Genomic DNA, 11,540 nt, shown 5'->3' on the forward strand with positions numbered 1-11,540 from the left:
TCTACCCGTCCCGTCCATGTCCTCCGAACCTGCCACTGCCGCGTCCCCCCGCATCCCGCGCCACCTGGCCGTCATCATGGACGGCAACGGCCGCTGGGCGCAGCGCCGTCGCCGCCCGCGCGTGATCGGCCACCGCGCCGGCGCGCGCGCGGTCAATGTCTGCATCGACTTCTGCCTGGAGCGCGGCATCGAGGCGCTGACCCTGTTCGCGTTCTCCAGTGAAAACTGGGGGCGCCCCGAGGACGAGGTCGGTGCGTTGATGAAGCTGTTCCTCAACGCCCTCGAACGCGAGGTCGACGAGCTCGACCGCCGCGGCGTGCGCGTCCGCTTCATCGGCGAGCGCGAGCGCTTCGGCGAGGCGATCCGCCTGCAGATGACCCATGCCGAGTCGCGCACGCAGGCCAATACGCGCCTGCACCTGACCATCGCCGCCAGCTACGGCGGACGTTGGGACATCGCCCAGGCGGCGCGATCGCTGGCGGTTGACGTCGCCGCCGGGCGCCTGTCGCCCGACGCCATCGACGAAGCCGCGATCGCGCAGCGCGTCTGCCTGGCCGATTTGCCGGCGCCGGACCTGTTCATCCGCACCGGCGGCGACACCCGCATCAGCAACTTCCTGCTGTGGCAGCTGGCCTACACCGAACTGTGGTTCACCGATCTGTTGTGGCCCGAACTGGATGCGGCGACACTGCAACGCGCCCTGGACGACTACGCCGGGCGCGAACGCCGCTTCGGCCTGACCGGCGCCCAGATCGCCGCCCCGACGACCAACGAGACCCCTGAATGACCCGAACCCGCCTGCTCGCCGCGCTGGTGATGGCGCCGCTCGCGATCGCCGCGATCCTGCTGCTGCCGACGCCATGGATGATGGCGCTGGCCGCGGTGCTGTTCCTGGCCGGGCTGTGGGAGTGGTTCGACCTGGCCGAGATCGAGGACACGCTGGCGCGCACGGTGCTGCTGGTCGCCAACCTGGCGCTGATGGTGGCGATCGTCTGGGCTTCGCGCGCCAGCAATGGCTACACCATGGTGCTGTTCCAGCTGGCGGTGGTGGCCGGCGTGGTCTGGTGGCTGTTGGCATTGATCTGGCTCGGCCGCTACGAGTTCGCCAGCGACCACGCCACCCATGCCCGGGTGTTCAAGCTCGCCGCCGGCGCGCTCAGCGTGATCCCGGCCTGGTGTGCACTGGCCTGGATCCACGTCGCCGAGCCCAACGGCCACCGCTGGCTGCTGACCGCGCTGGCGATTGTCTGGGCCGCCGACAGCGGCGCCTATTTCGCCGGCCGCAAGCTCGGCGGCCGCATTTTCGGAGGCCGCAAGCTGGCGCCGCGGATCAGCCCCAACAAGACCTTCGAAGGCCTGGCCGGCGGCGTGGTCGCGGGCGTGGTCGTTGGCATCGTGTTCGCGTTGATCGCCGGTGCGGCGCCGGCGCAGCTGCCGGCAGTGGCCCTGGTCGCGCTGGCGGCAGTGCTGTTTTCGGTGGTCGGCGACCTGTTCGAGAGCCTGCTCAAGCGCCATGCCGGGGTCAAGGACTCTGGCCACCTGATTCCCGGCCACGGCGGTCTGCTCGACCGCCTCGATGGCGTCCTCGCCGCGTTGCCGGTGTTCGCGCTCGGCAAGGCCGTGCTGGGCTTCTGAGCATGCACGCGGTTGAACAAACGGGCTGCGCCGATGCGTGACGTCGCCGTCCTTGGCGCCACCGGCTCGATCGGCACGTCCGCGCTGGACGTGATCGCGCGCCACCCGGAACGCCTGCGCGCGACCGTGCTTGCGGCCGGCAGCAACGTCGACGCCCTGCTCCGCCTGTGCCAGCAGCACCGTCCGGCGCATGCAGTGATCGCCGATGCGGCGGGCTTCGCCGCGCTGCGCGACGGCCTGCGCGACGCCGGCCTCGACACCCAGCCGCACAGCGGCGACGCCGCGCTCGACGCGCTGGTCGCCAGCGATGCCTGCGACACCGTGGTCGCGGCGATCGTCGGTGCCGCCGGCCTGCCGTCGACGCTGGCCGCGGCGCGCGCCGGCAAGCGCCTGCTGCTCGCCAACAAGGAATCGCTGGTGCTTGCCGGCGAGCTGCTGACCCGCGCCGCGCACGACGGTGGCGCCACGATCGTCCCGATCGACAGCGAGCACAACGCGATCTTTCAGTGTTTGCCTGACACCAATGCGCACGCCGGCCTCAGGCGCATCCTGCTGACCGCCTCCGGCGGGCCATTCCGCGGCCGCTCACGCGCCGAGCTGAAGCAGGTCACTCCCGAACAGGCAGTCGCCCACCCGAAATGGTCGATGGGTCCGAAGATCTCGGTCGACTCGGCCACGCTGATGAACAAGGGCCTGGAGGTGATCGAGGCGCACCACCTGTTCGGTGTCGACGGCGACCGCATCCAGGTGCTGGTGCATCCGCAGAGCCTGGTGCACTCGCTGGTCGAGTTCATCGACGGCTCCACCCTGGCCCAGCTCGGCCTGCCCGACATGCGCACCGCGCTCGCAGTCGGTTTCGGCTGGCCGGAGCGGATCAGTTCCGGGGTGAGTGGGCTCGACCTGCTCGCCCACGGCCGCCTCGATTTCGAGCCGCCCGACCTGGACGCGTTCCCGTGCCTGCGCCTGGCCTTCGAGGCACTGACGGTCGGGGGAACCGCCCCGGCGGTGCTCAATGCCGCCAACGAAATCGCGGTTTCAGCGTTTCTTCAGCGCCGGATCGGTTTCCTAGCGATACCGGCGCTGGTCGAGGACACCCTCGCCGCGCTCCCACCCACCCCGGCAGCGTCGCTGGCGGCCCTGCACGACGCCGACGCCCAGGCGCGGCGCCATGCCGGCCAGGCCATCGCCCGCGCATGAACCACCGTCCGAGAACCAATCATGAGTGAGTTCATCGGCTCGATCTGGTGGTTGATCGTCAGCCTCGGCGTACTGGTCACGTTCCACGAGTTCGGCCACTACTGGGTCGCGCGACGTTGCGGCGTCAAGGTACTGCGCTTCTCGGTCGGTTTCGGCAAGCCACTGTGGCTGCGCCGCGGCAAGGACGGCACCGAATATGTGGTTGCCGCGATCCCGCTCGGCGGCTACGTCAAGATGCTCGACGAGCGCGAAGGCAACGTCGCCGCGGACGAGTTGGAGCAGGCCTTCAACCGGCAATCGGTGTGGAAACGCATCGCGATCGTGGTCGCCGGCCCGCTCGCCAACCTGCTGCTGTGCGTGGGGCTGTTCTGGGCCATGTTCGTGATCGGCCGTCCCGACTATGCGCCGGTGCTCGGCCAGGTCGAGGGCATCGCCGCCGCCGCCGGCCTGCACCGCGGCGACACCGTGCTGGCGGTCGGCGAGCGTGACACCCCGACCTGGAGCGAGGCGCAACTGGCACTGATCCCGGCTGCGCTCGACCACAGCGACGTGCCGGTGCGCGTGCGCACCGAAAGCGGCAACGAGGTCACGCGCACCCTGCGCCTGTCGCGGTTGCCGACGGCGTTCGACGAGCGCCGCGCGGTCGAAGCCGCCGGCCTGATCCCGCGTCATCTGCTGGTGCCGGCGTCGATCGGCCGGGTCTCGCCCGACACGCCGGCCTGGGGCGTACTGGCCGAAGGCGACCGCATCACCGCGATCGACGGCGAGCCGGTGACCCGCGCCGACGAGATCTACCCGCTGGTGCAGAAGCTCGGCGAGCGCGGCAGCCCGGCGATGGTCGAGGTGCAGCGCGGCGATGACCGGCTTGCGCTGGAGCTTCAGCCCAGGCGCCTGGTCAAGCCGGACGGCGCGGCGTACTGGGGTCTGGGCATCGAGCTGGCACGGCCCAAGGAGCCGGCCAAGGACGCGGTGCTGCGCTACGGCCCGATCGCCGCGGTCCCGGCGGCCTTGCGCGAGGCCAGCCACCAGGCCAGTGAATTGTTCGCCATGATCGGCCGCGCGTTCAGCGGCCGCGTCTCGGTGCAGAACACCGTCGCCGGCCCGATCACCATCGCCCGCGCCGCCAACGCCTACGCCCACCACGGCACGGCCTGGTACCTGTCGATGCTGGCGATGCTGTCGCTGAGCCTGGGCATCCTGAACCTGTTGCCGATCCCGATCTTGGACGGCGGTCACCTGCTGTATTACCTTATCGAGCTGGTCAAAGGCAGCCCGGTCAGCGAGCGCGTGATGGCCGCCGGGCAATACGTCGGCCTGGCATTGATCGCCGGCCTGATGGGCCTGGCGTTCTACAACGACATCGTCAACAACCTGGTGCGCTGATGCCGGCCACGCCTGCTGCAAGCCCCGCCTCGACCCGATGCCCGCTCCCGGGCATCCGTGAACCCCAACCGGACGTAATGATGACGCGAACCCCACCTCGCCGCCTGCTCGCCCTCGCCCTCGCCACGGCCCTGACCTCGGCCGCGGCAGCTCCCGCGTTGGCGCAGTCGGCCGATCCGTTCTCGTTGGGGGCGGCATCGCCGGGAACCGCACCGGACACCGCCGGGTCCTTCACCGTCAGCGACATCCGCATCGACGGCCTGCAGCGCATCTCCGCCGGCACGGTGTTCACGTATCTGCCGGTCGAGCGTGGCGACACCGTGGATGCCTCGCGCACCGGTGACGCCATCCGCGCGCTCTACAAGACCGGCTTCTTCGAGGACGTCAACATCGGCCGCCAGGGCACCATCCTGGTGGTCACGGTGACCGAGCGCCCGGCGATCAACAAGCTGACCCTGACCGGCAACAAGGACATCAAGTCCGAGGACCTGCTCAAGGGGCTCAAGGACGCCGGCCTGGCCGAGGGCGACACCTTCGACCGCCTGGCGCTGGACCGCGTCACCCAGGAACTCACCCGCCAGTACAACAACCGCGGCAAGTACAACGTCGAGATCAACCCGACGGTCTCGCGCCTGGACCGCAACCGCGTCGACGTGACGATCAACGTCAAGGAAGGCAAGGCGGCCAAGATCCGCCACATCAACCTGATCGGCAACGAGAAATACGAGCAGAAGGACATCCTCGAAACCTGGGAATCGCGCGAGCACAACTGGCTCAGCTGGTACCGCCGCGACGACCAGTACTCGCGCGAGAAGCTCTCCGGTGACCTGGAAAAGCTCAACTCCTGGTACCTCGACCGCGGCTACGTCGACTTCAGCGTCGACTCGACCCAGGTCTCGATCAGCCCCGACCGCCAGGACATGTTCCTCAGCGCCGGCGTGACCGAAGGCGAGCAGTACAAGGTGTCCAGCGTGCAGGTCACCGGCGACACGATCCTGCCCAAGGAACAGATCGAGCGGCTGGTGCTGGTCAAGCCCGAGCAGATCTTCTCGCGGCGTTTGCTCGAGATCAGCTCCGACTCGATCACTGCGACCCTGAGCAACGTCGGCTACGCCTTCGCCCAGGTCAACCCGATTCCCGACGTCGGCAAGGAAAACAAGACCGTCGGCATCAACATGCAGGTGGTGCCGGGCCCGCGCGTCAACGTCCGCCGCATCGTGTTCAAGGGCAACAGCCGCACCAGCGACGAGGTGGTACGCCGCGAGATGCGCCAGTTCGAAGGTTCCTGGTATTCGCAGGCGGCGATCGACCGCTCCAAGATCCGTCTGCAGGGTCTGGGCTACTTCGAGACCGTCGACGTCGAGACGCAGCCGGTGCCGGGCAGCAACGACCAGGTCGACGTGGTCTACAACCTGAAGGAAACCACCTCGGGCAGCTTCGTGTTCGGCCTCGGTTTCTCGCAGCTGTCGGGCCTGACCGCGCAGATCCAGCTGTCGCAGAGCAACTTCCTCGGCAGCGGCAACCGCGTGTCGGTGCAGGCGCAGCGCAGCGACTACCTGCAGCGCTACGACTTCTCCTACATCAACCCGTACTTCACCGACGGCGGCATGTCGCTGGGCTACAACCTGTGGTGGCGCGAGTTCGACAACTCCGACTACAACACCGCGCAGTACTCCTCGACCAGTGGCGCTGGGCAGGTGGTGATGGGCTTCCCGATCACCGAGACCGACACGATCCAGGGCCTGGTCGGCATCGACAGCAACCAGATCAACCTCTCGTCGAGCACGCCGCAGAGCATCATCGATTACATCCTGGCGCTCGACCAGCGCACCTTCCACGCCTGGCGCGCGGAACTGGGCTGGGCGCGCAACTCGCTCGACAACCTGCTGACTCCGACCCGCGGCATGCAGCAGCGCGTCTGGCTGGAGACAACCCTGCCCGGCTCGACGGTCGAGTACTACAAGCTGCAGTACAACATCTCCAAGTTCTGGCCGTTCTCGCGCCACTTCGTGCTCAACACGCGCGCCGAGCTCGGCTACGGCGACAGCTACGGCGATGCCGTCAGCCGCGATCTGTGCAAGACACCGGGCAACTACAACTGCCCGCCGGGTTCGGCCGACTACATCCGCACGGTTACCGCCGACGGACTGCCGTTCTTCGAGAATTTCTACGCCGGCGGTGTGCGCTCGGTGCGCGGTTTCACCGACAACACCCTGGGTCCGCGCGAAGAGCCGTTCAGCCAGCCGGTCGGCGGTGCGTTCAAGACGGTCGGCTCGCTGGAAATGTACTTCCCGACCCTGCTCGACACTCCAGCCGCGCGCATCTCGGCCTTCGTCGACGTCGGCAACGTGTTCAAGGACTACGACGCGTTCGAGGCCAACGAACTGCGCGCTTCGACCGGTGTCGCCCTGATGTGGCGCTCGCCGATGGGCCCGATCTCGATCAGCTACGCCTTCCCGCTCAAGAAGGAAGACGAGGACGAGCTGGAGCGCCTGCAGTTCACCTTCGGCGGCACGTTCTGACCGCGGCGACCGCGGCCGGCGCACGCGTGGACCGTCCGTCCCACACCGCACAGGAGCTGGCCGAGCGTTTCGCGCTCGGCCTGCACGGCGACGGCGCGGTGCGCGTGCATGGCGTCGGCACCCTGGCCAAGGCCGGGCCGGCGCAGCTGGCGTTCCTGGCCAATCCCCGGTACCGCGGCCAGCTGGCGACCAGCCGCGCCGGCGTGGTGGTCATGCGCGAGGACGATGCCAGCGGTTTCGAGGGCACGGCCCTGCTCGCGCGTGATCCGTATGCCGCCTTCGCGAAGATGTCGGCGCTGTTCGAGCCGCGGCCGCAGTACGCACCGGGTGTGCACCCCTCCGCCGTCATCGCCGACAGCGCCGTGGTCGACCCGCAGGCCCATGTCGGCCCCTTCGTCAGCATCGGCGCGCGCAGTCGCGTCGAGGCCGGCGCGGTGCTCGGCCCGGGCTGCGTGATCGGCGACGACTGCGTGGTCGGCGCCGGCAGCGAACTGATCGCGCGGGTCACCCTGGTCACCCGCGTCCGCCTCGGCCAGCGTGTCGTCGTCCATCCCGGCGCCGTGCTCGGTGCCGCCGGGTTCGGCCTGGCGATGGAGGCCGGCCGCTGGCTCAACGTGCCGCAGCTGGGCGGCGTGGTGATCGGCGACGACTGCGAGATCGGCGCCAACACCTGCATCGACCGCGGCGCGATCGAGGACACCGTGCTCGAGGAAGACGTGCGCCTCGACAACCAGATCCAGATCGGCCACAACGTCCAGATCGGCGCGCACAGCGCCATGGCCGGCTGCTCGGCGGCCGCGGGCAGCGCCAGGATCGGCCGCTATTGCCTGATCGGCGGCGGCGCCGGCGTGCTCGGCCACCTCGAGATCTGCGACAAGGTCGTCGTTACCGCGATGAGTCTGGTCACCAGCTCGATCCGCGAGCCCGGCGAATACTCCTCGGGCACGCCGTTGATGGACAATCGCAGCTGGCGCAAGAATGCGGCCCGCTTCAAGCAGCTCGATGCGATCGCCCGTCGGACGACCGGACCGCGCGATACTTGAACCGAGCATCTGCGCAGGGGCCAACTCCTGCGAAGGAACTATTGGAAATCCGCACCAGGGAAGTGCGGGGTCTGCGAAGGACTCGCACCAAGGAATTGAAATGAGCCATACCGTGCAACTTCCGCTCGACGTCACCACGATCCAGACGCTGCTGCCGCACCGTTACCCGTTCCTGCTGGTCGATCGCGTGGTCGAGTTCGAGCCGAACAAGCGCGTGCTTGCCTACAAGAACGTGACCTGCAACGAGCCGTATTTCCAGGGCCACTTCCCCGGTCATCCGGTGATGCCGGGCGTGCTGGTGGTGGAAGCGCTGGCGCAGGCCGGTGGCGTGCTGACCCAGCTGTCGAGCCAGACCACCGCCGACGGCCGCCTGTTCTACCTGGTCAAGATCGACAACGCCAAGTTCTCGAAGATGGTGGTGCCGGGCGACCGGCTCGACCTCGACGTCACCCTCAAGCGCGTGATCCGCAACGTGGCGATCTACACCGGCGTGGCCAGTGTCGCCGGCGAGCAGGTCGCCTGCGCCGAGATCGTCTGCGCCGAGGCCAAGGCCTGAATATGTCGGTCGCGTCCATCCATCCCAGCGCCAGCATCCACGCCAGCGCCGTGGTCGAACCCGGCGCCAAACTCGGTGCCGGCGTGCAGGTGGGGGCGTTGTGCTACATCGGCGCCGAGGTCGAGGTCAGTGACAACACGGTCTTCGGTCCGCACTGCAGCGTGCACGGCCCGACCCGGATCGGCCGCGACAACCGCTTCATCGGCCACTGCGCGATCGGAGGCGAGCCGCAGGACAAGAAGTACGCCGGCGAACGCGTCGAACTGGTCATCGGCGACCGCAACCTGTTCCGCGAGTTCACCACCATCAACCGCGGCACCGGCAGCGGCGGCGGCATCACCCGCATCGGTGATGACAACTGGTTCCTGGCCTACACCCACGTCGCCCACGACTGTGTCGTCGGCAACCAGTGTGTGTTCTCCAACAACGCCACCCTCGCCGGCCACGTCAGCGTCGGCGACCACGTCATCCTCAGCGGCTTTGCCGGCATCCACCAGTTCTGCCGCATCGGCGCGCATGCCTTCATCGGCATGGGGGCGCTGGTCAACGGCGACGTGCCGCCGTTCGTGATGGTCGCGCAGGACGGCTACGGTCGGCCGCGCGGCATCAACAGCGAGGGCCTAAAGCGCCGCGGTTTCGACGCCGAGCGCATTGGCGCGATCAAGCGTGCCTACCGGGCGCTGTACATGTCCGGCGGCTCGCTGGAGGAAACCCGCGGCAAGCTGGCCGAACTCGCCGACGGCAGCGCCGACGTGCGCGCGCTGCTCGATTTCATCGACAGCGGCGACCGGCCGCTGCTGCGCTGACGTGTCCCGCGCGCACACCGCCCGGCCGTTGCGGATCGCGCTGGTGGCGGGCGAGGCCTCCGGCGACCTGCTCGGCGCCGGCCTGATCGACGAACTGCGCAAGCGCCATCCCGACACCGAGTTCGCCGGCATCGGCGGCGAGCAGATGCGTGCCGCCGAGCTCGATGCCTGGCACGACGCCTCCGAACTGGCGGTGATGGGCCTGGCCGAAGTGCTGCGTCACCTGCCACGGCTGCTGCGACTGCGCCGCGACCTGCGTAAGCGCCTGCTGGCCTGGCAACCCGACGTGTTCGTCGGTATCGATGCGCCCGACTTCAACCTCGGTGTCGAGCGCTGGCTCAAGCAACGCGGCATCCGCACCGTGCACTACGTCAGTCCGTCGGTGTGGGCCTGGCGCGAGAAGCGTGCCGAGAAGATCGGCCGCAGCGCCGATCAGGTGCTGTGCCTGTTTCCGATGGAGCCGGCGATCTACGCCCGCCATGGCGTCGACGCGCGCTTCGTCGGCCATCCGCTGGCCGATGAGATGCCCCTGGAGCCCGACCGCGCGGCTGCGCGTGCGGCGCTCGGACTGGACGCCACGCGCCCGGTGCTGGCGCTGCTGCCGGGTTCGCGCGTTGGCGAGATCGAACGCCTCGGTGCCGACTTCCTGGCCGCGGCCGCGCGCGTGCTTGCGGTCGAGCCCGGTTTGCAGATCGTCGTGCCGATGGCGAACCCGCAGGCGCATGCCGCGTTCAAGCGCGTGTTCGCGGCGCACCCGGACGCGACCGCACTCGCGCCGGCGTTGCGCGAGATCGTCGGCCACGCGCGCACGCTGATGATCGCCAGTGATGTCGTGCTGCTCGCCTCCGGCACCGCCACGCTGGAGGCGATGCTAGCCAAGCGACCGATGGTGGTCGCCTACAAGGTCGCGCCACTCACCTACACCCTGGTGAAGGGCCTGGGGCTGCTCAAGGTCGACAACTATGCGTTGCCCAACGTGCTGGCCGGCGAGCGCGTGGTACCGGAGCTGATGCAGCACGACTGCACGCCGGGAAAACTGGCCGACGCCGTGCTGCATTGGCTGCGCGACCCGCAGGCCGCCGCGGCCCTGCAGCCACGCTTCCGCGAGCTGCACCTGCAACTGCGTCGCGACGCGTCCGCGCGTGCCGCCGAAGCGGTGGCCAATGGCGTATCGTCCGGCCATGGCTGACGGCGCCGATCAACTGACCCTCGAACTCGACAACAGCCGCACCGGCGCTCCACAGCGCATTGCCGGCGTCGACGAGGCCGGGCGCGGGCCGCTGGCCGGACCGGTGGTGGTCGCGGCAGTGGTGTTCGCGCCCGGGCGCACCCCGGTCAACGGTCTCGACGACTCCAAGCAACTCACCGCGATCAAACGCGAGGCGCTGTACGAACGCATCGTCGAACGCGCCCTGGCCTGGCACGTCGTGTTCATCGAGGTCGATGAGATCGACCGCATCAACATTTTCCAGGCGACGATGAGCGGGATGCTCCGTGCGCTCGAAGGCGTGCGCACGGTGACCGACCTGGCCCGCATCGACGGCAACCGCCTGCCGCGCGGCCTGCCCTGCCCGGCCGAAGCCTGGGTCGGTGGCGACGCCCGCGACCGCTCGATCATGGCCGCGTCGATCCTGGCCAAGGTCGCACGCGACCGCCACATGCAGCAGCTGCATGCGCAATGGCCGCAGTACGGCTTCGACGAGCACAAGGGCTACGGCACGCCGGCGCACCTGGCAGCGTTGCGGCAGCACGGCCCGTGCCCGCAGCACCGACGCAGCTTTGCGCCGGTGCGTGCCTCCGCCCTGGCCTGATTGGTCCGGGCCCGGTTACGCCGGAGACGCACCGGTTACCGCATTCTCCTGCTTCCGTACGCAGCAGAACCGGGCACTGCACTGTGTGCGGCGCCCGGCGGTGTACGCCAGCGGCATGATCAGTGGATGATGATCTCCGGATCGACCGAAATCCCGTTGGCCGTGATGCCGTACTTGTACGTACCGGTCTTGTTGCCGGCCGTGATCACCACCTTGTAACGCCCGTCCCTCATCTGCGCCGTCAGGCCCCGGCGATCGACAGTCGCGGCGGGGGTCTCACCCGGGAAGACGATCTCGAACGGCCGCAGGTCGCCGCCCGGGTTGCGCCAGGTGATCTGGGTTCCCGGCTTGACCTTGCACTTGTCCGGTGTCGCCGAAGGCCTGCCGTCACCGGCATAGCCGATGTCGATGTAGACCTGGTTGCCCTTGCGCATCAGCTTGCTGCACGAATCGCCGTCGCCATCCGACGGTTTCGTCGACGATGACGATGACGCGCAGCCGATCAGTCCGAAGCACAGCGTCATCACCACTACAGGTGCCATCCGCATATCGTCCTCCTGGGTCGTGCCCGCGGTGCGGGCGTGGTT

Annotated in this window: 11 protein-coding genes; 10 read left to right on the top strand and 1 reads right to left on the bottom strand. The window is 68.7% G+C overall.

Annotation, left to right across the window (positions count from 1 at the left end; all coding sequences use genetic code 11):
• Positions 1 to 16: 16 nt before the first annotated feature.
• From uppS to ACFOLC_RS02880, 10 genes are all read left to right on the top strand, one after another.
• Positions 17 to 787, top strand: a complete 771-nt coding sequence (gene uppS, locus ACFOLC_RS02835; protein WP_386757311.1) for a polyprenyl diphosphate synthase — start codon at positions 17 to 19, stop codon at positions 785 to 787.
• A complete protein-coding gene (locus ACFOLC_RS02840) occupies positions 784 to 1,635 on the top strand; it encodes a phosphatidate cytidylyltransferase (protein ID WP_386757313.1) in 852 nt (283 codons plus the stop codon). Before uppS ends, ACFOLC_RS02840 begins: the two co-directional genes overlap by 4 nt.
• A 33-nt stretch (positions 1,636 to 1,668) precedes the next feature.
• Positions 1,669 to 2,832: a 1-deoxy-D-xylulose-5-phosphate reductoisomerase gene (locus tag ACFOLC_RS02845; protein ID WP_386757315.1), complete on the top strand. Its 1,164-nt coding sequence runs from the start codon at positions 1,669 to 1,671 to the stop codon at positions 2,830 to 2,832.
• Between the two features lie 21 nt (positions 2,833 to 2,853).
• Positions 2,854 to 4,215, top strand: a complete 1,362-nt coding sequence (rseP, locus tag ACFOLC_RS02850; RefSeq protein ID WP_386757317.1) for an RIP metalloprotease RseP — start codon at positions 2,854 to 2,856, stop codon at positions 4,213 to 4,215.
• Between the two features lie 80 nt (positions 4,216 to 4,295).
• A complete protein-coding gene (gene bamA, locus ACFOLC_RS02855; protein ID WP_386757319.1) occupies positions 4,296 to 6,737 on the top strand; it encodes an outer membrane protein assembly factor BamA in 2,442 nt (813 codons plus the stop codon).
• 26 nt (positions 6,738 to 6,763) lie between these two features.
• Complete coding sequence (lpxD, locus tag ACFOLC_RS02860) at positions 6,764 to 7,780, top strand: UDP-3-O-(3-hydroxymyristoyl)glucosamine N-acyltransferase (RefSeq protein WP_386757321.1); 1,017 nt, start codon at positions 6,764 to 6,766, stop codon at positions 7,778 to 7,780.
• A gap of 100 nt (positions 7,781 to 7,880) precedes the next feature.
• Positions 7,881 to 8,336 (top strand): 3-hydroxyacyl-ACP dehydratase FabZ, encoded by a 456-nt coding sequence (gene fabZ, locus ACFOLC_RS02865; protein WP_386757323.1) that lies wholly within the window; start codon positions 7,881 to 7,883, stop codon positions 8,334 to 8,336.
• Between the two features lie 2 nt (positions 8,337 to 8,338).
• Positions 8,339 to 9,142 (top strand): acyl-ACP--UDP-N-acetylglucosamine O-acyltransferase, encoded by an 804-nt coding sequence (gene lpxA / locus ACFOLC_RS02870; protein WP_386757325.1) that lies wholly within the window; start codon positions 8,339 to 8,341, stop codon positions 9,140 to 9,142.
• A 1-nt stretch (position 9,143) separates the two neighbouring features.
• On the top strand, positions 9,144 to 10,331 hold the full coding sequence (lpxB, locus tag ACFOLC_RS02875; RefSeq protein WP_386757326.1) for a lipid-A-disaccharide synthase: 1,188 nt from the start codon (positions 9,144 to 9,146) through the stop codon (positions 10,329 to 10,331).
• Positions 10,324 to 10,953, top strand: coding sequence for a ribonuclease HII (locus ACFOLC_RS02880; RefSeq protein ID WP_386757327.1), 630 nt, complete (start codon positions 10,324 to 10,326; stop codon positions 10,951 to 10,953). Before lpxB ends, ACFOLC_RS02880 begins: the two co-directional genes overlap by 8 nt.
• Before the next feature lie 119 nt (positions 10,954 to 11,072).
• Here ACFOLC_RS02880 and ACFOLC_RS02885 read toward each other — a convergent pair whose 3' ends face one another.
• On the bottom strand, positions 11,073 to 11,495 hold the full coding sequence (locus ACFOLC_RS02885) for a hypothetical protein (RefSeq protein WP_386757329.1): 423 nt from the start codon (positions 11,493 to 11,495) through the stop codon (positions 11,073 to 11,075).
• Positions 11,496 to 11,540: the final 45 nt, after the last annotated feature.

Origin of the sequence: Lysobacter cavernae, from assembly GCF_042648505.1 — a bacterium.
In the GTDB taxonomy this organism is placed as follows: Bacteria; Pseudomonadota; Gammaproteobacteria; order Xanthomonadales; family Xanthomonadaceae; genus Lysobacter_L; species Lysobacter_L cavernae.

Excerpts from the sequence above, each read along its gene's own strand:
- uppS (WP_386757311.1), top strand. The coding sequence starts at position 17 with ATGTCCTCCGAACCTGCCACTGCCGCGTCCCCCCGCATCCCGCGCCAC.
- ACFOLC_RS02840 (WP_386757313.1), top strand. The coding sequence starts at position 784 with ATGACCCGAACCCGCCTGCTCGCCGCGCTGGTGATGGCGCCGCTCGCG.
- ACFOLC_RS02845 (WP_386757315.1), top strand. The coding sequence starts at position 1,669 with ATGCGTGACGTCGCCGTCCTTGGCGCCACCGGCTCGATCGGCACGTCC.
- rseP (WP_386757317.1), top strand. The coding sequence starts at position 2,854 with ATGAGTGAGTTCATCGGCTCGATCTGGTGGTTGATCGTCAGCCTCGGC.
- bamA (WP_386757319.1), top strand. The coding sequence starts at position 4,296 with ATGACGCGAACCCCACCTCGCCGCCTGCTCGCCCTCGCCCTCGCCACG.
- fabZ (WP_386757323.1), top strand. The coding sequence starts at position 7,881 with ATGAGCCATACCGTGCAACTTCCGCTCGACGTCACCACGATCCAGACG.
- lpxA (WP_386757325.1), top strand. The coding sequence starts at position 8,339 with ATGTCGGTCGCGTCCATCCATCCCAGCGCCAGCATCCACGCCAGCGCC.
- ACFOLC_RS02880 (WP_386757327.1), top strand. The coding sequence starts at position 10,324 with ATGGCTGACGGCGCCGATCAACTGACCCTCGAACTCGACAACAGCCGC.
- ACFOLC_RS02885 (WP_386757329.1), bottom strand. The coding sequence starts at position 11,495 with ATGGCACCTGTAGTGGTGATGACGCTGTGCTTCGGACTGATCGGCTGC.